This window comes from Micromonospora sp. LZ34 (assembly GCF_052981855.1).
The window spans coordinates 14299-37041 of sequence record NZ_JBRIQN010000050.1 but is presented as its reverse complement, the minus strand read 5'-3'; the positions used below and the strand labels follow the sequence as shown (position 1 = coordinate 37041).

Sequence of the window (22743 nt, the reverse complement as noted above, 5' to 3'; positions counted from 1 at the left end):
GGAACGGACGGTCCGGTGAGCCGGACCGCCCTGCTGGTGACGCACACCGGCCGCCGGCGCAGCACCGAGCACGCCCGCGCGGTGGCGGCCGACCTGATCGCGGCCGGCTTCGAGGTGCGGGTGGTGGCCGAGGAGGCCGACGACCTCGACCTGCCCGGGGTGATCCCGGTGACCGGCCCGAAGGCCGCCGAGGGCGCCGAGATCGTCTTCGCCCTCGGCGGGGACGGCACCTTCCTGCGCGCGGCCGAACTGGCCCGCCCGGCGAAGGTGCCGCTGCTCGGCATCAACCTCGGCAAGGTCGGCTTCCTCGCCGAGGCCGAGATCGACGACCTGGACAGCGCGGTACGCGACGTGGTCGCGCGCAACTACACCGTGGACGAGCGGCTCACCCTGGACGTCACCGCCGAGTTCGACGGTGGCCCGACGATCGAGTCCTGGGCGCTCAACGAGATCAGCGTCGAGAAGGGAGAGCGGGCCCAGATGCTCGAACTCCTCGTCGACGTGGACGGCCGGCCGCTGTCCCGCTACGGCTGCGACGGGGTGGTCTGTGCCACCCCCACCGGCTCCACCGCGTATGCGTTCTCCGGCGGCGGACCGGTGGTGTGGCCGGAGGTGGAGGCGCTGCTGCTGGTGCCGATCAGCGCGCACGCGCTGTTCAGCCGCCCGCTGGTCACGGCGCCCACCTCCACCTTCGCGATCACCGTCGACCCGTTCACCACCCTCGCGGTGCTCAGCTGCGACGGCCGGCGGGTCTACGACCTGCCGCCCGGGGCGCGGGTGACGGTGCGGCGCGGGGCGTTGCCGGTGCGCATCGTCCGGCTGCGGGCCCGCCCCTTCACCGACCGGCTGGTGGCCAAGTTCGGGCTGCCCGTGCACGGCTGGCGGGGCTCCCGCCGCTGACCCGCGACCATCCGTTCCCCGCGGCCCGGTTGTGGCCGGCGGGCGCTCCCGGGTGAACACCGGGTCGACAACCGCCTCCTCGCGCGTGTCCACCTGGCGACATGTCGCCGGTGCGGCGCACCGCGGCTAGTGACCACACGACGATCTCCGTCGCAGACTCCGATCGGTCGGCCCCCTCGGGCGCCGGCCCTGGAGTAGAGGAGCGCATCGTATGCACTGGCCCCCACGCTGGCTCGCCGCCGGCGCGGTCGGCGCGCTGGTGGTCGGACTCGCCGCCCCGGCGTCCGCCGCCCCGCCCGCCCGACCCGCCGGTCCCACCCCGGGTACCACCCCCGCCCCGGGCTCCGCGCCGGTCCGCATCACGCTGATCACCGGTGACCAGGTCGACCTGACGCAGGCGGCACCCGGCCGGGTCGCCGCCACCGTTCGCCCCGGCCCCGGCCGGGAGCGGATCATCTTCCAGAGCATCGCGGTCGACGGCGGGCTGCGGGTGCTGCCCAGCGACGTCGTGCCGTACCTCTCCGCCGGGGTGCTCGACCCGGACCTGTTCGACGTGCAGGAACTGGCCGCCGACGGGTACGGCGACGCCGACCAGGGCGCGCTGCCGCTGATCGTGCGTTACCAGGAGCCGGCCGCCGGGCGGGTGCGTCCGCTCGCCGGGGCCACCGAGGCCCGCCCGTTGGAGAGCATCAACGGCGCGGCGCTGCGCGTCGGCAAGGGCGACCTCGGCGGTCTGTGGACCGCGCTGCGGGACACCCCGGCCGGTCGTACCGCCACCGCGGGCCCGGCCCGGCTCGGCGCCGGCATCGCCCAGATCTGGCTGGACGGCCGGGTCCACGCGGACCTGGAGCACAGCGTGCCGCAGATCGGCGCACCGACGGCCTGGGCGGCCGGCCGGGACGGCGCCGGCGTGCAGGTGGCGGTGCTCGACACCGGCGCCGACGACACCCACCCCGACCTGGCCGGCCGGATCGCCGGCAGCCAGGACTTCTCCGGCAGCGGGAGCGCCCGCGACGGACACGGCCACGGCACCCACGTGGCGGCCACCATCGCCGGCGGCGGCGCCGCCTCCGACGGGCTGCGCAAGGGCGTCGCGCCCGGCGCGAAGCTGCTGGTGGGCAAGGTGCTCGACGACGGCGGCAGCGGCTACGAATCGGCGATCATCGCGGGCATGGAGTGGGCCGCCCACTCCGGCGCCAAGGTGGTCAACATGAGCCTCGGCGGCGGCCCGACCGACGGCACCGACCCGATGAGCCAGGCCCTCAACGACCTGACCGCGGAGACCGGCGCGCTCTTCGTGGTCGCCGCCGGCAACGAGGGGGCGGCCCGCACCGTCGGCAACCCGGGCGCGGCGACCGCGGCGCTCACCGTCGGCGCGGTGGACCGCGCCGACGAACTGGCCGACTTCTCCAGCCGTGGCCCCCGGCTCGGCGACAACGGCCTGAAGCCGGAGATCACCGCGCCGGGCGTCGGCATCGTCGCCGCCCGCGCCGCCGGCACCACCATGGGCACACCGGTGGGGGAGGCGTACACGACCGTGTCCGGCACCTCGATGGCCACCCCGCACGTGGCCGGCGCGGCCGCCATCCTCGCCCAGGAGCACCCGGACTGGACCGCCGGGCAGCTCAAGGACGCGCTGGTCAGCACCGCGAAGGGCAACCCGAAGCTGACCGTCTTCGAGCAGGGCGGCGGCCGGGTCGACGTGACCCGGGCGCTGGGCCAGCGGGTGTACGGCTCGGCCACCGCCGACTTCGGCCGGCTGACCGCCGGTGCCGCGGCGGAGCGGACCGTCACGTACACCAACGGCACCGCGGCCGCGCAGACCCTGCGGCTGGCCCTGGAGCTGCGCAACCTGGACAGCGGCGCGGCCGAGACCGACGGCGTGTCCGTCGGCTCCACCGAGGTGACCGTGCCGGCCGGCGGCAGCGTCGCCGTGCCGCTGCGCGCCGACCCGGCGAAGCTGGACCGGGGCCCGCACGGCGGCTGGCTGGTGGCCACCGGCGCGGACGGCGTCGCCGTGCGCACCGCGGTCGGGCTCACCCTCAGCGGCCCGCTGCACACCGTCACCCTGCGCGCGCTGGACCTGGCCGGGCAGCCCGGCCTGGCGCCCGTCGTCACCCTCTTCGGCGAGCACCCGGAGTCCGACGCGCTCGGCTGGCTGGGCGGAGGCGACTGGCAGGTGCAGGTCGAGGAGGGCCCGTACCTGCTCCAGGGGCTGATCGAGCACGGCGCCCCGCTGGACGAGCAGATCACCCTGGTCACCGACCCCGAGCTGATGGTGGATCGGGACCTCACCGTGGTGCTCGACCCGCGCAAGGGGACCCCGGTCCGGATCGAGACGCCGAAGCCGGCGGAGCAGCGGTCGTCGATCAGCTTCTACGAGCACCGGATCTTCGGCAACGGCCGGCAGGTCGACCACGGCGTGATGACGTTCAGCACCATCCAGCAGGTGAACGTCACCCCGACCCGCCCGGTCACCCGGGGCGAGTTCGAGTTCTCCTCCCGCTGGCAGTTGGTCAAGCCGATGGTGGACGCCACGGTCAGCAAGGTCGCCGGCCCGCTGGACATCAACCTGCTGCACCAGTCCCCGGCGCCAACCGGCCGGCGCAAGCTGCCGCTGGTCTGGGCCGGCACCGGGACCGCCGCCGAACTGGCCCGGGCCCGGGGCGCCGCGGCGCTGCTCGTCACCGACCCGGAGCGCTCGGAGGAGGAGCAGGTCGCCGCGGCCGCCGCGGCCGGCGTGGCGGTGGCGCTCATCGTCCGTCCGGCCGACTGGAGCGCGTGGACGGTCTGGAACCCGGCCGGCGACCGGCTGCCCATCCCGGCCATGGTCGTGGCGCACGACGACGGCCAGCGCATGATCGCCGCGGCGAAGACCGGGCGCGCGACGCTGGACCTGACGCTGACCGTGGACAGCCCCTACCTGTACGACGTGTTCCAGGTGTCCAAGGGGCGGGTGCCGGAGCGGATCGTGCACACGGTGACCGCCGACAACACCGCCGAGGTGACCGCGCGCTACGGCGACACCGGCGGTTTCGAGTGGGCCACCGAGCAGCGGTTCGGCTGGCGTCCCTGGCAGGAGTACTCCTGGAACGACGACCAGCGGTTGGTGCGTACCGGCACCACCCGGCAGGAGTTCGTCAGCGCCGGGGACTCGTGGTGGCAGCAGCGGGTGCTGCACCGACTCACCTGGTCCTGGGGGCGACTGCTCGGCGGGCTCATCCAGCAGTCCCGACGGTACGCGGCCGACGACCGGGAGACCGAGACCTGGCACGCTCCGGTGGTCCGGCCGGCCGTGCCGGCCGCCGGCGGGGCACCCGTGCCGAGCCGCACCGGTGACACGCTGGACCTGCGGGTGGCCGAGTTCGTCGACGCCGACGGCCACCACAGCGCGGCCGGCGGCAGCGAAGAGCCGGACACGGTCGAGGCCCGGCTCAGCCGCGACGGCCAGCAGATCGCCGACCTCTCCGGCGGCTGGGCGCCCGTGCCCACCACCCCCGGCGCGGCGCGCTACCGGCTGGACCTGACCACGCAGCGGTCGTCGGACGAGTGGCGGTGGGCCACCCGGACCGAGACGGCATGGCAGTTCAGCTCGGCCCGTCCGGCCGGTGACGGCGCGCAGCCGCTGCCGCTGCTCCAGGTGGACTACCGGGTGCCGGCCGACCTGCGGGGCGAGGTGTCCGGCAACCGGGGACACCGGCTCGGCCTGACGCTGCGCCAGCCGGCCGGCGTACCGGCTCCGACCGGCACCAGCCTGCGGGTGGAGGTGTCGTTCGACTCCGGCGCGACCTGGCGGTCCGCGCCGGTGGAGGGGTCCGGCACCCGGTACACCGCGCTGGTGCCGGCCGGCCGGGGTCCGGTGTCGCTGCGGGTGCACGCCACCGACCGCGCCGGCAACGTCGTCGACCAGACCGTGATCGACGCGTACGGCCTGCGCTGAGGCGGGCGGGGCGGGACGGCCGACTCGGCCGTCCCGCCCCGTGCCGGCGACGCCGGAGGACTCCGGTGGCGGCGACAGCGGGCCCGGTGGCGGCTACCCTCAGAGCCAGCCGCGCCGGGCGGCCTGGTAGGCCAGCCCTGGTCGGGTGTCCACCCCGGCGGCCGTCATCAGGTCGGCGAGCCGGCGTTGCACGGTACGCCGGCTCACCCCGAGCTGGGAGGCGATGGACTTGTCCGGCACCCCGGCCACGAAGAGCGAGAGCAGCCGGACCTCGTCGGCGTCCGGCAGATAGCCGTCGGCCACGCCAGCCGGCGCGGCGGCCGACCGCAGCGGGGTCGCCATCCGCCAGTAACTCTCGAAGAGGGCGAGCAGCGCGTCGAGCAGTTGGCTGCGGCCGATGACCGCGGCGCTCGGCTCGCCGATGTCCCGGTCCGGCACCAGCGGGCAGATCGCCGTCCGGGCGTCCACGATGGCCAGCCGGACCGGCAGCCGGTCCAGCACCCGGGCCTGCTCGCCGGCGCGTACGCCCTGCTCCACGTCCGCCAACGCGCCCGGTTCGAGGAGCATCTCCCGCTCGTAGATGGCCCGGTAGCGCACCCCGCGAGCCAGCGCGTCGAACTCCTCGACGTTCTCCGAGCCGGGCATCGTCAGCGGGTTGGCCCGGCAGAACCAGAGCACCTCGGTGCGCGCCGAGTTCTGCGCGTCGCGCAGCCGTTCCCGGAGCGCCCCGGGGCCGGTGATCACCTCGACCAGGTGGTCGGCGTCGTGCCGGCGCAGGCCGGCCCGGTACTCCTCGGTCAGCCGGGTGACCGCCACCCGGGCGGCCTCCAGCGCCTCCTGGCGGCGCAGCAGCGCCTCGCCGAGCGCGACGTCGGGTGCCAGCGGCCGCAGCGGCCCGTCCGGGTCGGGACCGGTCGGCAGGACCAGCCCCTTGACGCGCAGGGTCTCGAGCTGGGCGACGACCTCGGCGCGCGGGCGGCGCAGCCGCCGGGCCAGCTCGTCGACCCGCGCCACAGTGAGCTGGACGAGGCAGCGGTACAGCTCCTCCTCGCCCGGGGTCAGGCCGATCACGTCCAACACGGGGCTGAACTGTACGACCCCGCCGGGCACAGCACGACCCACCCCGGCGTCGCCGGCTGGTCAACTGGCGGGGGCCGCGTCTACTGTCGGATGCTGTGCTGGAAGAGCTGCGCATCACCGGACTGGGCGTCATCGAGGACACCACGCTGCCGTTGACCGGCGGGATGAACGTCATCACCGGCGAGACCGGTGCGGGCAAGACCATGGTGGTGACCGGCCTCGGCCTGCTCTTCGGCGGCCGGGCCGACGCCGGGCGGGTGCGGGCCGAGCCCGGCCGCGCCGCAGTGGAGGGGCGGCTGCGGCTGACCGGCCGGGTCGCCGCGACGGTGCACGCCCGGATCACCGACGCCGGCGGCGAGCCGGACGAGGACGGCTCGCTGCTGCTCAGCCGCACGGTGACGGTGGAGGGGCGGTCCCGGGCCCACCTGGGCGGCCGCAGCATGCCGGTGTCCATGCTCGGCGAGGTCGGCGAGCAGGTGGTGGCCGTGCACGGCCAGTCCGACCAGCTGCGGCTGCTGCGCCCGGCCGAGCAGCGGGCCGCGCTCGACCGGTTCGCCGGCCCGGAGCACGAGAAGCTGCTCGAGGCGCTGCGTGAGGCGTACACCGGCTGGCGGCGGGTGGTCGACGACCTGGCCGACCGGCGGCGCAACGCCCGCGAGCGCAACCAGGAGGCCGACCTGCTCCGGCTCGGGCTCGACGAGATCACCCGAGTCGACCCGCAGCCCGGCGAGGACGACGAGCTGAAGGCCGAGGCGCAGCGGCTGGAGCACGCCGAGGGGCTGCGCACCGCGGCGCAGCTGGCCCAGCAGTGCGTCGCCGGTGGCGTGGAGGCCGCCGACGACACGCCGGACGCCACCGCGCTGCTCGGCACCGCGCGGCGCACTCTCGAGGCGCAGGCCGGCACCGACCCGGCGCTGGGCGAGCTGGCGGCGCGGCTGGAGGAGGCGGCCACCCTGGTCGCCGACGTCTCCGCCGAGCTCTCCGCCTACCTCGCCACGCTGGATGCCGACCCGGCCCGGTTGCAGGCCGTCTACGAGCGCCGGGCGGCGCTGCGGGCGCTGACCCGCAAGTACGCCGACGACGTGGACGGGGTGATCGCCTGGGCCGAGCGGGCCCGTACCCGGCTGTCCGATCTGGACACCTCCGACGAGCTCCTCGACGAGCTGGACCGCGAGGCGCAGCGGCTGGCCGGCGAGGTGGCCGACCTGGCCGCCCGGGTGTCGACCTCGCGCCGGGAGGCGGCCACCCGGTTCGCCGAGCAGGTCACCGTCGAGCTGGCCGGGCTGGCCATGCCGCACGCCCGGATCGACGTGGCGGTGCTGCCCCGGCCGGCCGGGCGGGCCGAGCCGACGTTGCCGGTCAACGGGGTCGAGGTCGGCCTCGGCCCGGACGGCGGCGACGAGGTCGAGCTGCGCCTGCTGGCCCACCCGGGCGCGCCGGCGCTGCCGCTGCAGCGCGGCGCCTCCGGCGGTGAGCTGTCCCGGGTGATGCTCGCCATCGAGGTGGTCTTCGCCGGCTCCGGCGGCCCGCCCACGCTGGTCTTCGACGAGGTCGACGCCGGGGTCGGCGGCCAGGCCGCGGTGGAGATCGGCCGGCGGTTGGCCCGGTTGGCCCGTAGCCACCAGGTGCTGGTGGTCACCCATCTGCCGCAGGTGGCCGCGTTCGCCGACCGGCACCTGGTGGTGGCGAAGGACACCGGGGGCGCGGTCACCACCAGTGGCGTGCGGGTGGTGGAGGACACCGAACGCGCCCGTGAGCTGGCCCGGATGCTGGCCGGTTTGCCGGATTCGGATCTGGGTATCGCCCACGCCGAGGAGTTGCTCGCGGTGGCGGCCCGGGAAAGGCGGCCGTGACACCGCCGATTGTGACCACAGGCACACCGGGTTGCGCCCCGGTGTGCTTCCCTGGGTAGGCGGCCCTGCTCAGGCATGTCGCGACAGCAAACCCTGCCTCACATGCCAGGATGGTCACGATGCGTCTACCCACGTTGCGCCGGACCCGGCACCCGGAACCGGGCCGGATCGTCGGCACCGCCCGCCTCGATCGCCGCACGAAGCGGCTGGTCGGGCGGCTGCGCCCCGGCGACATCGCGGTCATCGACCACGTCGACCTGGACCGGGTCGCCGCCGACTCGCTGGTCGCGGTCGGCGTCGCCGCGGTGCTCAACGCCAAGCCGTCCGTCTCCGGCCGCTATCCCAACCTCGGCCCGGAGGTGCTGATCGGCGCGGGCATCCCGCTCCTCGACGACCTGGGCGAGAGCATCTTCGAGCAGATCCGCGAGGGCGACACCGTCCGGATCGAGGGCAACACGGTGTTCGTCGGCGACGAACCGGTGGCGCACGGCAGCCTGCAGGACGCCGAGACGGTCGCCAAGGCGATGGCCGACGCCCGGGAGGGCCTCTCGGTGCAGTTGGAGGCGTTCGCCGCCAACACCATGGACTACCTCAGGCAGGAGCGCGACCTGCTCCTCGACGGTGTCGGCGTACCGGAGATCCAGACCCAGATCCAGGGCCGGCACTGCCTGATCGTGGTCCGCGGCTACGACTACAAGGCCGACCTGGACGTGCTGCGCCCCTACATCCGGGAGTTCAAGCCGGTCCTCATCGGCGTCGACGGTGGGGCGGACGCCCTCGTCGAGGCCGGCTACACCCCCGACATGATCATCGGTGACATGGACTCGGTCACCGACGACGTGCTGCGCTGCGGCGCCGAGGTGATCGTGCACGCCTACCCGGACGGTCGGGCGCCCGGGCTGGCCCGGGTCACCGGGCTGGGCGTACCGGCGGTGACCTTCCCGGCCGCCGCGACCAGCGAGGACCTCGCCATGCTGCTCGCCGACGAGAAGGGCGCCTCCCTGCTGGTCGCGGTCGGCACCCACGCCACCCTGGTGGAGTTCCTCGACAAGGGTCGCGGTGGGATGGCCTCGACGTTCCTCACCCGGCTCAAGGTCGGTGGCAAGCTGGTCGACGCCAAAGGTGTCAGCCGGCTCTACCGGCAGAGCATCTCCGGCTCCTCGCTGCTGCTGCTGGTCCTCTCGGCGGTCGCCGCGATGGCCTCCGCCGTGGCGGTCTCCACCGTCGGCAAGGCGTATTTGGGTGTGGTCTCCGAGTGGTGGGACAATTTCGTGTTCCAGCTCGGCCAGCTCTTCTAGCTCCCCGACCGATCAAGAGGCTGCAAGCGTGATCAATTTCCGCTACCACGTGGTGTCCCTGACCGCGGTGTTCCTGGCGTTGGCGATCGGCCTGGTCGTCGGCACGGCCGCCCTCAACGGCCCGGTCGCCGACTCGCTCAAGGAGAACGTCAACGCGCTGCGCAAGGACAACCAGCAGATGCGCCAGGCGTACAACAACCTGGAGCGGGAGCTGGAGATGGAGGAGGACTTCGCGGCCGAGATCGCCCAGGTCGTCCTGCCGGGCCGGCTCACCGGCAAGCGGGTGCTGGTGCTCAGCCTGCCCACCGGGCGCGACCACACCGAGGGCGTGCTGAAGATGCTCCAGCTCACCGGGGCGGACATCACCGGCCGGGTCGACCTGCAGGACAAGTTCATCAACCCGGACAACAACAACAACCTGCTGGAACTGGCCGTCACCGCGGCCCGCCCCACCAGCGCGCCGACCTCCGGCCTGCCCGGCAACGGGCACGGCGTGGAGACCTCCAGCGCGCTGCTGGCCAGCGTGCTGCTCGACCGGTCGCCCGGCGCGACCCCGGTCAGCGAGGCCGACCGGCGGGCGGTGCTCGCCGCGTACAGCAACGCCGGCTACCTCACCACGGAGGAACGGGTGACCGGGGCGGCGGAGGCCGTGGTGGTGGTCAGCGGGCAGCCGTACGTCGACAAGGACTCCGCCAAGAAGGACGAGTCGGTGGTCAAGGTCGCCGAGCAGTTCGACCGCACCGGCGCGATCGTGGTCGGCGGCAACGGCTCGGCCGGCGGCAACCTGGTGGCCATCGTCCGCGGCGACCCGGTGCTGACCCAGACCATCTCCACCATCGACAACGCCAACACGATCCAGGGCCAACTGGTCACCAGCCTGGCGCTGGTGCAGCAGCTCAACGAGAAGAAGGCCGGGCAGTACGGCGTCGGCGACAATGCCGCCTCGCTGCTGCCTAGACTGCCCCAGTGAACGAAGGACGTGCCCGGGTGTCCGGCCTGCCGGCCGCGCTCCGGCTCGGGCGGGAGCGCGGCGGCGCGACGCCCGCCGCCGAGTGGAGCGGGGGAGCGGCGTGAGCCTGCTGGGTCGACTGCTGATCGCCGGGGCCGGTGCGGCCGCCGCCCGGTACGCGCTGCGCGAGGTGCGTACCGCGCCGGTCGGGCCGGCGCTGGACCGGACGAACTTCCGCGGCCGCACGGTCAGCCTGGCCGCCGGCCCGGCGCTGGCCCTCGGCGCGGCCGGGGCGGGCGCGTTCGGCGCCACCAGCGCCTCCTCCGGCGCCGCGGCACTGGTCGCGGGGGTGGGTGCCGGGGCGGTCGGGCTCTACGACGACGTGGTCGGCGCGCGGCCGGAGCAGAAGACCGCCAAGGGTTTCGCCGGGCATCTCGCCGCGCTGCGCGAGGGGCGGGTCACCGCCGGGCTGATCAAGATCGTCGGAGTGGGCGCGGCCGGCCTCGGCGCCGCCGCCCTGCTCGCCACCGACCCCCGGGTCGCCGCCCATCCCCGCCGGCAGCGCCACCGCGCGCTGGGCCGCGGCGTGGACGTGCTGCTCGGCGCGGGCGTGGTGGCCGGCACCGCCAACCTGCTCAACCTGCTCGACCTGCGCCCCGGGCGGGCGCTGAAGTCCGGCCTGCTGCTCGGCGCACCGCTGGCGCGCGGCCCGCACGGCGGGATCGCCGCCGGCGCGGTCGGCGCGGCCGCCGGGCTGCTCCCCGACGACCTCGGCGAACGGGTGATGCTCGGCGACAGTGGCGCGAACGGGCTCGGCGCGCTGCTCGGCGTCGCGCTGGCCGCCCGGACCGGCCCGGTCGGCCGCGCCGGCGTGCTCGCCGTGCTCGCCGGTCTCACCGCCGCCAGCGAGAAGGTCAGCTTCACCCAGGTCATCCAGCGCACCCCCGGGCTGCGTGAACTCGACGCACTGGGCCGTCGCGCCGACTGACGTGACCACACCGGCACCCCTCGCCGGCGCCGGCCGGTTGGCCGGAGCAGCCGCGCTCATCGCCGTCCTCACCGTGCTCAGCCGGCTGGCCGGCTTCGGCCGTACCGCCGTCTTCACCTGGACGCTGGCCCCCACCGATCTCGGCGGCACGTACGTCGTCGCCAACCAGGTGCCGAACTTCATCTTCGAGATCGTCGCCGGCGGGGCCCTGGCCAGTCTGGTCGTGCCGCTGCTGGCCGGGCCGGTGGCGGCGGGAGACCGCGCGACCGTGGCCCGGACCACCGGCGCCCTGCTCAGCTGGACGCTGGCCCTGCTCGTGCCGCTGTCGCTGCTGGTGGTGCTGCTCGCCGGGCCGCTGGTCGGGGCGCTCGGCGAGGGCCTGACCGCCGCCCAGCAGCACAGCGGCGAGCGGATGCTGCGGGTCTTCGCTCCGCAACTCCCGCTCTACGGGGTGGGCATCGTGCTCACCGGCGTGCTCCAGGCGCACCGCCGGTTCGCCTGGCCGGTGATCGCGCCGCTGCTGTCCAGCATCACCGTGATCGTGGTCTACCTCGGGTTCACCGCGGCCGAGGGACGGCTGAGCACGGTCACCGACGTGAGCCGCGGCGGGGAACTGTTGCTGTCGGCGGGCACCACGCTGGGCGTCGTGGTGCTCTCCCTGTCACTGCTGATCCCCGTCCGCCGGCTGCGACTCGCACCGCGATTCGGGTTCGGCTTTCCCGCCGAGGCCCGTGCCCGGGTGGGCGGGTTGGCGGTGGCCGGGGCGGTGACGGTCACCGCCCAGCAGGTCGCGCTGATCGTCAGCCTCAACCAGGTCACGTACGGCGCTGCCGCGAACCCGGGTGTCTACAACCTGGCTCAGGCCGTCTACCTGCTGCCGTGGGCGGTGCTCGCGGTGCCGCTGGCGGTCGCCGCGTACCCCACCCTGGTGGCGGCCCGGGCCGCCGGCGACGAGGAGGGCTACCGCTCCACGTTGGCCCCGGCGGTCCGCGGGGTGCTGCTGTTCAGTTTCCTCGGCGCCGCGGCGCTGATCGGCACGGCCGTCCCGGTCGGCCATTTCTTCTTCGACCCCCCAGCGGCGTCCACGGCCGCCGGGGCGATCGCGGGCTTCGCTCCCGGACTGCTCGGCTACGGGCTCTTCGCCCTGCTGAGCCGCGCGCTGTACGCCCGGGGCGAGACCCGGGCGGCGACGAGCGCGATCGCGGTCGGCTTCCTGGTGGTGCCGGCGGCGGCGCTGGCTTTCGGCGCGCTGCTGCCGCTGCGGGACCGGGTGCCGGCCGTCGCCCTGGCGAACTCGGTCGGGATGCTTGCCCTGGGCGGGCTGCTGCTCGTCGCGGTGCGCCGCTCGGCCGGGCGCCCCGCGCTGGCCGGGGCCGCCCGGGCCGGAGCGGCCGGGTTGCTCGCCGGTGTGCTGGCCGCGGTGGCCGGGGCGGCGGCGGCACACTGGCTGACGGCCGCCCAGGACGGGACCCCGACGACATTCGCGGCACTCGTGCAGGGCATGCTGTCCGGAGTCCTGGTCGGCGTGGTGTTCCTCGCCGTGGCCCGGCTGGCGGACCGGCGGGACGTGCAGCCGCTGCTCGCGGGGGTGCTGCGCCGGCTCGGCCGGGGGCGTCGGGCCGGCGGGGGGCGGCAGGACGACGTACCCCCGGCGCGGGGAGACGGGAAGGAGACGGTGTCCCGGTGAGCGCGTGGCGTGCGGCCGCGGGCCCCACGGCCGGCGACGGGAGTCGTGCCCGGTGATGCGGCGCGGGACGGGTGACCGGCGGGCGGCGGTCGCCGAGCGGAGGTGGTCGTGGTGACGCAACCGGCAGGGGCGCCCGGCTGGCACGGCACGGTCGGCCTGCTGCTCGCCTCCAGCACCGGCGGGGTCGGGCAGCACGTCCGCTCGCTGGCCGCCGGGCTGGCCGCCGCCGGGGCCGGGGTACTGGTCTGCGGCCCGGCCGCGACCCAGGAACAGTTCGACTTCACCGGCGTCGGCGCCCGCTTCCATCCGGTGGAGATTCCGGCCAGCCCCACCCCGGCCGACGCGCGGGCGGTGACCGCGCTGCGCCGGGCGCTCGCCGCCGAGCCGGTCGATGTGCTGCACGCGCACGGACTGCGGGCCGGGCTGGTCGCGGTGCTCGCCCGGCCGGCCGCCCCGGTGGTGGTCACCTGGCACAACGCGGTGCTCGCCGGCGGGTTGCGCGGCAGCCTGTCCCGGCTGGTCGAGCGGATCGTCGCCCGGGGCGCCCGGGTCGCCCTCGGCGCCTCCGCCGACCTGGTGGACCGGGCCGCCGCGCTGGGCGCCACGGACGCCCGCCTCGCCCCGGTCGCCGCGCCGGCACTGCCCGCCCCGCGCCGCCGCCGGGCCGCCGTGCGGGCCGAGTTCGGCGTGGGCGCGGACCAGCCGCTGGTCGTCTCGGTGGGCCGGCTGCACCCGCAGAAGCGGTACGACGTACTCGTCGACGCCGCCGCCCGGTGGCGCACCCGGACGCCGCCGCCGGTCGTGGTGATCGCCGGCAGCGGCCCGGCCTACCTGCCGCTGGCCGCCCGGATCTCCGCCGCCCGCGCCCCGGTCACCCTGCTGGGCCACCGCACCGACGTGGCCGACCTGCTCGGCGGCGCCGACCTGGCGGTGGTGACCAGCGACTGGGAGGCCCGCCAGCTCTTCGCGCAGGAGGCGCTGCGGGCCGGCGTACCACTGGTGGCCACCGCGGTCGGCGGCCTGCCCGAGCTGGTCGGCGACGCCGCGGTGCTGGTGCCGCCGGGTGACGTGGACGCGGTCGACGCGGCTGTGCGCGCGCTGCTCGACGATCCGGACCGCCGCGCCGACCTGGCCCGCCGGGGCGCCGCCCGGGCCGCGACCTGGCCCACCGAGGCGGACACCCTGGCCCAGCTCACCGTCCTCTACGCCGAACTGGCCCTGGACGCCGCCGGTCCGGCGGCCCCGGACGCCGGTGCCCCCTCGACGGGACTCCGGTGATGCTGCGCAGACTCGCACCCGCCCTGCTCACCCTGGTCGTGGTGGCGCTCGGCATCACCGCGCTGGCCGCCCGACCGGCCGCGGACATCCCGGGCCGCACCGCCGACTACGTGGTGGTGGCCGGGGTGGCCGGGCTGCGCTGGGAGGACGTCGACCCGCAGACCACCCCGACGCTGTGGCGGATGGCCCAGCGGGGCTCGATCGGCTCGCTCTCGGTGCGCTCCGCGCACCGGCCGACCTGCCCGGTGGACGGCTGGCTGACCCTCGGCGCCGGCAGCTACGCCGCCTGGAACGGCAGCCGGCCGACCGGCGGCTGCCCGGCGGCGGCGGTCACCGTGGAACAGCCGGACGGCATCGGCGCGAACCTGCCCGACCAGGAGAGCGTCGTCCTGCACAACCAGGAGCGGCTGCCGTGGGGCACCGTGCCGGGCTCGCTGTCCGAGTCGGTGCGCTGCTCGGTGGCGGTCGGGCCGGGCGCGGCGGTGGCCGCCGCCCGGCCGTTCGGCCGGGTCGACCGGTACGCCCCGGCGCTGCCGCCGGACCCGGCCGGCCTGCTCGGCTCCTGCGTGCTGAGCATCGTCGACCTCGGCACCGTGGCCGGCGAGGACCCGGCGGCGCGGGCCGCGGCGGCCCGTGCGGCCGACGCCCAACTGGCCCGGGTGCTCGCCGCCCGCCCGCCGCGCTCCCTGGTGCTGGTGGCCGGGGTGTCCGATACCGAACAGCCGTCCCGGCTGCACGTGGCCGTCGCCGACGGGCCGGGCTGGGAGGGCGGCTGGCTCACCTCGGCGAGCACCGGCCGGGAGGGCTACCTGCAACTGGTCGACCTCGCGCCGACCGCGCTCGCGGCGCTGGGCCGGCCGCTGCCCGAGCGGCCGTTTCTGGGCCGGCCCGCGGAGTCGGTGGGCGGCCGACCGGCCGATCTGGCGACCGCGATCGCCCAGCCGGCCGACGCCGATCGGGAGGCCGCCGCCCAGCGGCGGGTCGCCGGCTGGTTCTTCACCCTGCTCGCCGCCGTCCAGGTGCTGCTCGGCGTCGCGGTGCTGCCGCTGCTGCGCCGGGCCCGCCGGCACGCCGGCCCGTACGGGCCGGAGCCGGTGTCCCGGCGGGTGGTGGCGGCGGTGGAGGTGCTGCTGATCGCCGCCGCGCTGGCCGTGCCGGCGGCCCTGCTCGCCGACGTGGTGCCCTGGTGGCGCGGCGAGCACGCGGGCGCCTGGTTCGCCGGGGTGACCGCCCTGCTGGTGGTCGGGGCGACCGCCGTCGTCCGGCTCACCCCCGGCTACCCGAACACGCTCGGCCCGCTCGGCGCGGTGGCCGGCCTGACCACGCTGACCGTCGGGCTGGACGTGGTCACCGGCGCCCGGTTGCAGCTCAACGGGGTGGTCGGCTACTCGGCCCTGGAGGGCGGCCGGTACGCCGGGCTGGGCACGGTCGGGCTCGGCGCGTTCGTCGCCGGCGCCCTGCTCAGCGCGGGCTGGCTCGCCCAGCGGGTAGGCCGCTCCTGGCGGCCGGCGGTGGTGGCGACGGTCGGCGGCACCGCCGTGGTGGTCGTCGGCAGCCCCTACCTCGGCGCGGACCCGGTCGGCGCCATCGCGCTGACCGCCGGGGTGAGCGTGGCCGCGGTGATCAGCGCCGGCGGCTGGCTGACGCTGAGCCGGCTGGCCTGGGCGACGATGGCCGGCCTGGCGGTGACCGTCGGTCTGGCGGTGCTCGACGTGCGCCGGCCCGCCCCGGAGCGGGGCAGCCTGGGCCGCTTCCTGGCCGCGCTGGGCGACGGCACCGGCGGGCTGACCGTGCACCGGTCCAGCACGGCCAACGTGGAGACCCTGGTCGACAGCCCGCTGACCGTGCTGGCCCTGGCCGGCGCGCTGCTGGTGTGGTTCGCCCTGCTCCAGCCGTGGGGTGGGCTGATGCGGTTGTTCGGCATCTATCCGGCGATCCGGGCGGCGATGGCGGGCACCGCCGTCGCGGCGGTGGTGGGCGGCGTGCTGGGCGGGTCGGCGCTGGACGTGGCCGGGGCGGCCGGCGCGCTGGTGGTGCCGATGGCGGCGCTGGCCTCGCTGCGGGTGCTGGACCACTCCACCGACCGGACCCGGCCGGAGACGGGTGAGCAGCGCGACGAGCGCCCGGGGGCCGCGTCCCCGGACGCCCCGGACGCCTCGGAAGGCCTGCCGGCCGACGCCTCGGACCCGACCGACCCGGCGCCCGCGGAGGGCCGGAAGCCGGCCGATCCGGCGCCGGACGGGCCGCCGGCGGGGGAGCCGGGCCGCGCCGCCCGGTCGTCCACCGAGGTCGCGACCTCCTGACGGGCGGGCGCCGACCCGGCGCCGACCGGCGCATACCTCGGGTGCGCCACCGGCACACCGCCGGTGAGGTGTTACCGTGGAATCCCGTGGATCGCGTGATCACTTGGCTGATCGGCACGGCGGTCTGCACGACCGCGACGGACGACACGGGAGCAGGCCTTGGCCCCTTCAGCACGGACGACCAGGCACATTTTCGTCACCGGGGGCGTCGCCTCCTCGCTGGGTAAGGGCCTCACCGCCTCCAGCCTCGGCAACCTGCTCACCGCGCGCGGGCTGCGCGTGGTGATGCAGAAGCTCGACCCCTACCTCAACGTCGACCCGGGCACCATGAACCCGTTCCAGCACGGCGAGGTCTTCGTCACCGAGGACGGCGCCGAGACCGACCTCGACGTCGGCCACTACGAGCGGTTCCTGGACCGGGCGCTCTCCGGCAAGGCGAACGTCACCACCGGCCAGATCTACTCCGCGGTGATCGCCAAGGAGCGGCGCGGCGAGTACCTGGGCGACACCGTCCAGGTCATCCCGCACATCACCAACGAGATCAAGTCGCGGATCCTGGCGATGGCCGACCCGGACGACGACGGCCAGGTGCCGGACGTGGTGATCACCGAGGTCGGCGGCACGGTCGGCGACATCGAGTCGCTGCCGTTCCTGGAGGCGATCCGGCAGGTCCGCCACGACCTGGGCCGCGACAACTGCTTCTACCTGCACGTCTCGCTGGTGCCCTACCTGGCGCCGTCGGGCGAGCTGAAGACCAAGCCGACCCAGCACTCGGTGGCCCAGCTGCGCAGCATCGGCATCCAGCCGGACGCGCTGGTGCTGCGCTGCGACCGGGACATCCCGGACAAGGTCAAGCAGAAGCTCGCGCTCTACTGCGACGTCGACCGGGAGGCGGTCACCGCCGCGCCGGACGCGCCGAGCATCTACGACATCCCGAAGGTGCTGCACCGGGAGGGGCTCGACGCGTACGTGGTGCGCCGGCTCGGCCTCTCCTTCCGCGACGTGGACTGGAGCAGCTGGGACGACCTGCTGGACCGGGTGCACCAGCCGCGCCACACGATCACCGTCGCCCTGGTCGGCAAGTACGTCGACCTGCCCGACGCGTACCTGTCGGTCAGCGAGGCGATCCGGGCCGCCGGCTTCGGCCACCGGGCCCGGGTGCAGCTGCGCTGGGTGCCCAGCGACGAGTGCGTCACCCCGTCCGGCGCGGCGGCCGCCCTGGCCGGCGTCGACGGGATCGTCATCCCCGGCGGATTCGGCGTGCGCGGCATCGAGGGCAAGATCGGCGCGGCCCGCTTCGCCCGGGAGAACGGCGTGCCGCTGCTCGGGCTCTGCCTCGGCCTGCAGTGCATGACCATCGAGGTGGCCCGGCACCTGGCCGGGCTGGACGGCGCCAACTCGCTGGAGTTCGACGAGGAGGCCAAGCACCCGGTCATCGCCACCATGGCCGACCAGGAGGACATCGTCGCCGGCAAGGGCGACCTGGGCGGCACGATGCGGCTCGGGGCGTACCCGGCGAAGCTCGCCGAGGGGTCGCTGGTCGCCGAGGCGTACGGCAACGCCGAGGTCAGCGAGCGGCACCGGCACCGGTACGAGGTGAACAACGCCTACCGCGACGCGCTGACCAAGGCCGGCCTGCAGATCTCGGGCACCTCCCCGGACGGTCGGCTGGTGGAGTTCGTCGAGCTGGACCGGAGCCTGCACCCGTTCTTCGTGGCCACCCAGGCGCACCCCGAGCTGAAGAGCCGGCCCACCCGGCCGCACCCGCTCTTCGCCGCGTTCGTGAAGGCGGCGGTGACGTACTCCGAGGCCGACCAGCTCCCGGTCGACCTGGAGGCCGCGGCGGGCGCGGCGGCCCGCAACGGCGGCTCCGCCGCCGCGAAGGCGGCGTCCGCCTCGTGAGCGCGAGGAGTGAGCCGGGTTTTGCGAGCCCCGCAGTCGCGAACCGAGGTGGCGCCGTGAGCGCGGTCGAGCACCGCTACGAGGTGCGCTCCCGGGAGGAGCGTTACCGCGGCCGGATCTTCGACGTGGTCAGCGAGGAGGTGACCATGCCGGGCGGCGGCACCGCGGTGCGCGACTACGTCCGGCACGTCGGGGCGGTGGCCGTGGTGGCGCTCGACGCCGCCGGCCAGGTGGTGCTGATCCGCCAGTACCGGCACCCGGTCGGGCGGCACCTGTGGGAGCTGCCCGCCGGGTTGACCGACGTCACCGGGGAGGACCTGGCCGCCGCGGCGGCCCGGGAGCTGGCCGAGGAGGTCGACCTGGTGGCCGGTCGGCTGGACGTGCTGGTCGACCTGCACAGCTCGCCGGGCTTCACCAACGAGCTGGTCCGGGTCTTCCTGGCCCGGGAGCTGACCGACGTGCCGGCCGAGCGGCGGCACGAGCGCCGCGACGAGGAGGCCGACCTCCAGGTGGTCCGGCTGGACCTGGACGAGGCGGTCGGCATGGTCCTGGCGGGTGAGATCACCAACGCGTCCTGCGTGGCCGGGCTGCTCGCCGCCGCCCGGGCCCGGGACGCCGGCTGGTCGGTGCTGCGCCGGGCGGACGCGCCGGTGCCGGGTTGAGCCCGGGCGCGTCCGGCTGAGTCGGGCCGGGGATTCGGCGGGGAACGTGGAAAGGGGCCGTGCGGCGTACCGCACGGCCCCTTTCGTCGTTCCGGGTCGGGTCAGTCGCGCAGCGGCCGGCCCTGCCCGTCGACGCCACCGTTGACCAGGATCAGGATGCCGTCGACGAGGCCCCAGATGCTGCCGAGGCCGCAGGTCACGATGCTCACCACGAGCTGGATGACGCCGGTCTTGGTGTCGCCCATGTAGAACCGGCCGGCGCCGAAGAAGCCCAGCAGGATCTGCAGGACGCCGGCGACGACCTTGCTCTTGTCGGAAACGCCCTGGGGATACCCGGGCTGGTAAGGAGGAGTGGTCATGAGGCGACACCTTAGTGATCGACTCTCGTCCTGTCCGCAGCGCCACCCGACGAGTGGGACGATAATGATGAAAACTGTCCTGACGGCTGAGGTGGCGTCCACCGCCGGCCGGGTAGATGCCTGACACTTCGTCAGCGTCGGCGGCCACCGGATGTCACTGTGCTGGCTCCTCGCGGGCGCCGGCGCGCCTAGACTGCCGCCGGCGGGACCGGTGGACCGCGGTGGCAAAGGGGCCGCCGTGGCACCGAGCAGTCGGGGAAGAGCGGCCCCGAAGAGAGGTGTCTGCATCGTGAAGGTCGGAATCCCACGCGAGGTCAAGAACCACGAGTACCGCGTGGCGATCACGCCGGCGGGCGTCAACGAGTTCACCCGCAGCGGTCACCAGGTCTTCGTCGAGTCCGGCGCCGGGGCCGGGTCCAGCATCAGCGACGACGAGTTCGCCGCGGCCGGCGCCAAGATCCTGGCCACCGCCGACGAGGTGTGGGACACCGCGGAGCTGGTGCTCAAGGTCAAGGAGCCGATCGCCGAGGAGTACCACCGGATGCGCGAGGGGCAGGTGCTCTTCACCTACCTGCACCTGGCCGCCTCGAAGGAGTGCACCGACGCGCTCATCGACCGCAAGGTCACCGGCATCGCGTACGAGACGGTCGAGCTGCCCGACCGGTCGCTGCCGCTGCTCGCCCCGATGTCCGAGGTGGCCGGCCGGCTCGCCCCGCAGGTGGGCGCCTTCTACCTGATGCGCACCGGCGGGGGCCGCGGCGTGCTGCCCGGTGGCGTCTCCGGCGTGTACGCGGCGAAGACCGTGGTCATCGGCGCCGGTGTCTCCGGCATGAACGCCGCGGCGATCGCCCTGGGCCTGCAGTCCGAGGTGCTGCTGCTCGACAAGAACGTCGCCCGGCTGCGTCAGGCCGACGCGATCTACCGGGGCCACCTGCAGACGGTCGCCTCCAACGCGTACGAGATCGAGCGGGCCGTGCTCGACGCGGACCTGGTCATCGGCGCGGTGCTGGTGCCCGGCGCGAAGGCCCCGACGCTGGTCTCCAACGAGCTGGTGTCCCGGATGAAGCCGGGCAGCGTGCTGGTCGACATCGCGATCGACCAGGGCGGCTGCTTCGAGGACTCGCGCCCCACCACACACGCCGACCCGGTCTACAAGGTGCACGACTCGATCTTCTACTGCGTGGCGAACATGCCCGGTGCGGTCCCCAACACCAGCACCTACGCGCTCACCAACGTCACCCTGCCGTACGCCCTGGAGCTGGCCAACCACGGCTGGCGCGAGGCGCTGCGCCGCGACCCGGCGCTGGCGCTGGGCCTGAACACCCACGACGGCCAGGTCACCTACGGCCCGGTCGCCGAGGCGCACGGCATGCGCGTCCTGCCGCTGGCGGACGTGCTGGCCTGAGCGGCGGCGGGCTGACCGGGGCACCGGACGGGGCCGGCGCGGGCACACAGCCCGCGCCGGCCCTGCTCCGTGCCGTGCGCGGCTACCTCGACCACCTCACCGTCGAGCGTGGACTGTCCGCGAACACCCTGGCGTCGTACCGCCGGGACCTCGACCGCTACGTCGCGACGCTGGCCGCGGCGGGCGTCGCCGACCTCGCCGCCGTCGATCCCGCGACGGTGGAGTCGCACCTGGCCCGGCTGCGCGCCGGCGACGACGGGCACCCGCCGCTGGCCGCCTCCTCCGCGGCCCGGGCCGCCAGCGCGGTGCGCGGCCTGCACCGGTTCGCCGTGCGCGAGGGGCTGGCCGGGGCCGACCCGAGCCGCGACGTGCGCCCGCCCACCCCGCCGCGCCGGCTGCCCCGCGCGCTGCCGGTCGCCGACGTGGTGCGGCTGCTGGAGACCGCCGGCCCGGTGGCCGCCGCCGGCGACGGCGCGCCGCTCGCGCTGCGCGACCGGGCGCTGCTGGAATTCCTGTACGGCACCGGGGCGCGGATCTCCGAGGCGGTCGGCGCCGCGGTGGACGACCTCGACCCGGCCGAGGGGACCGCCCTGCTTCGCGGCAAGGGCGGGCGCACCCGGCTGGTCCCGATCGGCGGGTACGCGGTCGAGGCGCTGCGCGCCTACCTGGTGCGCGCCCGGCCCGCCCTGGCCGCCGCCGGCCGGGGCACCCCGGCGGTCTTCCTCAACGCCCGCGGCGGCGCGCTGTCCCGGCAGGGCGCCTGGACCATCCTGCGCCGGGCGGCGCAGCGGGCCGGCCTGCCGGTCGACGGGCCGCAGGCGGTCTCCCCGCACACGCTGCGCCACTCGTACGCCACCCACCTGCTCGACGGCGGCGCGGACGTGCGGGTGGTGCAGGAACTGCTCGGCCACGCCTCGGTCACCACCACCCAGGTCTACACGCTGGTGACCGTGGAGCGGCTGCGCGAGGTGTACGCCACCGCGCATCCGCGCGCCCGCGGCTGACCGGCGGCCGCGGGCCGCCCGGGCCGGCCGCAAAGGGCGCCGGCCGACACGCCGAGCGGGTGCCGAACGCCCTGCTGGCCGGTGGCGTACAGTCGGCATCGGCGCGGACCTGGCGGGGAGATGCGACCGGGTGCGCAGCGGCGCCGCGAAGGACGTCGGTCGGCTCCGACGCCGGGTGGTCGTCGGGAGGGGGCAACGAGGACATGGCTGGCAACGGTGACCGTGCCGAGACGTGGACGTCGGAGCTCCGCGAGCAGCAGGCCGCGCTCGGCAACGACCTGGGCCCGGCGGACCCGGCCGCCTACACGATGCGCAAGCCGATCCCCGAGCCGATGCCGACCGACCGGCACGGGCCGGCCCGGATCATCGCGATGGCCAACCAGAAGGGCGGGGTCGGCAAGACCACCACGACCATCAACCTTGGCGCCGCGCTGGCCGAGTACGGCCGCAAGGTGCTGCTGGTCGACTTCGACCCGCAGGGCGCGCTCTCGGTCGGGCTGGGGGTCAACCCGCACAACCTCGACCTGTCCGTCTACAACCTCCTCATGCAGGACGACGTCACCGCCGAGGACGTCCTGATCAAGACGGACGTGGCCGGGCTGCACCTGCTGCCGGCCAACATCGACCTCTCCGCGGCCGAGATCCAGCTGGTCAACGAGGTCGCCCGGGAGATGGCCCTGGCCCGGGTGCTGCGGTCGGTCCGCAAGGAGTACGACTTCATCCTGATCGACTGCCAGCCCTCGCTGGGCCTGCTGGCGATCAACGCGCTGACCGTCGCGCACGGCGTGCTCATCCCGCTGGAGTGCGAGTTCTTCAGCCTGCGCGGTGTCGCGCTGTTGCTGGACACCATCGACAAGGTCCGCGAGCGGCTCAACTTCGATCTGGAGCTCGAGGGCATCCTAGCCACCATGTACGACAGCCGCACCACCCACTGCCGGCAGGTGCTCCAGCGGGTGGTGGAGGCGTTCGGCGACAAGGTCTACCAGACGGTCATCACCAAGACGGTCAAGTTCCCCGAGTCGACCGTCGCCGGCGCCCCGATCACCACGCTCGACCCGGCCTCGTCCGGCGCCCGCAACTACCGGCAGCTGGCCCGTGAGGTGATCGCCGCCCAGGCGGAGCGGTAGCCCGGAGT

16 protein-coding genes are annotated in these 22743 nt (G+C 75.3%); 14 read left to right on the top strand and 2 right to left on the bottom strand.

Annotated features, from left to right (window positions below; all coding sequences use genetic code 11):
* Positions 1–15 precede the first annotated feature (15 nt).
* Both ACVCAH_RS31815 and ACVCAH_RS31810 read left to right on the top strand, forming a co-directional pair.
* Positions 16–900, top strand: coding sequence for an NAD kinase (locus ACVCAH_RS31815; protein ID WP_447139938.1), 885 nt, complete (start codon positions 16–18; stop codon positions 898–900).
* Positions 901–1111: 211 nt separating this feature from the next.
* Positions 1112–4840: a S8 family serine peptidase gene (locus tag ACVCAH_RS31810; protein WP_447139937.1), complete on the top strand. Its 3729-nt coding sequence runs from the start codon at positions 1112–1114 to the stop codon at positions 4838–4840.
* A gap of 99 nt (positions 4841–4939) precedes the next feature.
* Here ACVCAH_RS31810 and ACVCAH_RS31805 read toward each other — a convergent pair whose 3' ends face one another.
* On the bottom strand, positions 4940–5920 hold the full coding sequence (locus ACVCAH_RS31805) for a helix-turn-helix domain-containing protein (protein WP_447139936.1): 981 nt from the start codon (positions 5918–5920) through the stop codon (positions 4940–4942).
* Between the two features lie 95 nt (positions 5921–6015).
* On the opposite strand from ACVCAH_RS31805, the gene recN reads away from it, so the two are divergent.
* From recN to ACVCAH_RS31760, 9 genes are all read left to right on the top strand, one after another.
* Positions 6016–7773 carry a DNA repair protein RecN gene (gene recN, locus ACVCAH_RS31800; protein ID WP_447139935.1) on the top strand — a complete coding sequence of 586 codons (1758 nt, stop codon included), beginning with the start codon at positions 6016–6018 and terminating at the stop codon, positions 7771–7773.
* A gap of 119 nt (positions 7774–7892) precedes the next feature.
* Positions 7893–9071, top strand: coding sequence for a putative cytokinetic ring protein SteA (steA, locus tag ACVCAH_RS31795; RefSeq protein WP_447139934.1), 1179 nt, complete (start codon positions 7893–7895; stop codon positions 9069–9071).
* Positions 9072–9099: 28 nt separating this feature from the next.
* Positions 9100–10041 (top strand): copper transporter, encoded by a 942-nt coding sequence (locus ACVCAH_RS31790; RefSeq protein WP_447139933.1) that lies wholly within the window; start codon positions 9100–9102, stop codon positions 10039–10041.
* 100 nt (positions 10042–10141) lie between these two features.
* On the top strand, positions 10142–11008 hold the full coding sequence (locus ACVCAH_RS31785; protein WP_447139932.1) for a hypothetical protein: 867 nt from the start codon (positions 10142–10144) through the stop codon (positions 11006–11008).
* 1 nt (position 11009) lies between these two features.
* Positions 11010–12695, top strand: coding sequence for a murein biosynthesis integral membrane protein MurJ (gene murJ, locus ACVCAH_RS31780; protein WP_447139946.1), 1686 nt, complete (start codon positions 11010–11012; stop codon positions 12693–12695).
* Between the two features lie 111 nt (positions 12696–12806).
* Positions 12807–13973 carry a glycosyltransferase family 4 protein gene (locus ACVCAH_RS31775; protein ID WP_447139931.1) on the top strand — a complete coding sequence of 389 codons (1167 nt, stop codon included), beginning with the start codon at positions 12807–12809 and terminating at the stop codon, positions 13971–13973.
* Entirely contained in the window at positions 13973–16276 is a 2304-nt protein-coding gene (locus ACVCAH_RS31770) for a hypothetical protein (RefSeq protein WP_447139930.1), read from the top strand. Before ACVCAH_RS31775 ends, ACVCAH_RS31770 begins: the two co-directional genes overlap by 1 nt.
* Positions 16277–16435: 159 nt before the next feature.
* Complete coding sequence (locus tag ACVCAH_RS31765; RefSeq protein ID WP_447139929.1) at positions 16436–18178, top strand: CTP synthase; 1743 nt, start codon at positions 16436–16438, stop codon at positions 18176–18178.
* A 56-nt stretch (positions 18179–18234) separates the two neighbouring features.
* Entirely contained in the window at positions 18235–18840 is a 606-nt protein-coding gene (locus ACVCAH_RS31760; RefSeq protein WP_447139928.1) for an NUDIX domain-containing protein, read from the top strand.
* A 101-nt stretch (positions 18841–18941) separates the two neighbouring features.
* Here ACVCAH_RS31760 and ACVCAH_RS31755 read toward each other — a convergent pair whose 3' ends face one another.
* Positions 18942–19268, bottom strand: coding sequence for a TM2 domain-containing protein (locus tag ACVCAH_RS31755; RefSeq protein WP_447139945.1), 327 nt, complete (start codon positions 19266–19268; stop codon positions 18942–18944).
* A 220-nt stretch (positions 19269–19488) separates the two neighbouring features.
* Between ACVCAH_RS31755 and ald the strand changes: the two genes are divergently transcribed.
* From ald to ACVCAH_RS31740, 3 genes are all read left to right on the top strand, one after another.
* Positions 19489–20604 (top strand): alanine dehydrogenase, encoded by a 1116-nt coding sequence (gene ald / locus ACVCAH_RS31750; protein WP_447139927.1) that lies wholly within the window; start codon positions 19489–19491, stop codon positions 20602–20604.
* Between the two features lie 11 nt (positions 20605–20615).
* The gene (locus ACVCAH_RS31745; RefSeq protein WP_447139944.1) at positions 20616–21608 is read left to right on the top strand and encodes a site-specific tyrosine recombinase XerD; all 993 of its coding nucleotides are present in this window, start codon (positions 20616–20618) and stop codon (positions 21606–21608) included.
* A gap of 203 nt (positions 21609–21811) precedes the next feature.
* Positions 21812–22735, top strand: a complete 924-nt coding sequence (locus tag ACVCAH_RS31740; protein WP_447139926.1) for a ParA family protein — start codon at positions 21812–21814, stop codon at positions 22733–22735.
* The last annotated feature ends 8 nt before the right edge of the window (positions 22736–22743 follow it).

Bases quoted from the DNA above. Each gene is read 5' to 3' on its own strand.
- ACVCAH_RS31770 (WP_447139930.1), top strand. From the start codon at position 13,973: ATGCTGCGCAGACTCGCACCCGCCCTGCTCACCCTGGTCGTGGTGGCG.
- ACVCAH_RS31810 (WP_447139937.1), top strand. From the start codon at position 1,112: ATGCACTGGCCCCCACGCTGGCTCGCCGCCGGCGCGGTCGGCGCGCTG.
- ACVCAH_RS31740 (WP_447139926.1), top strand. From the start codon at position 21,812: ATGGCTGGCAACGGTGACCGTGCCGAGACGTGGACGTCGGAGCTCCGC.
- steA (WP_447139934.1), top strand. From the start codon at position 7,893: ATGCGTCTACCCACGTTGCGCCGGACCCGGCACCCGGAACCGGGCCGG.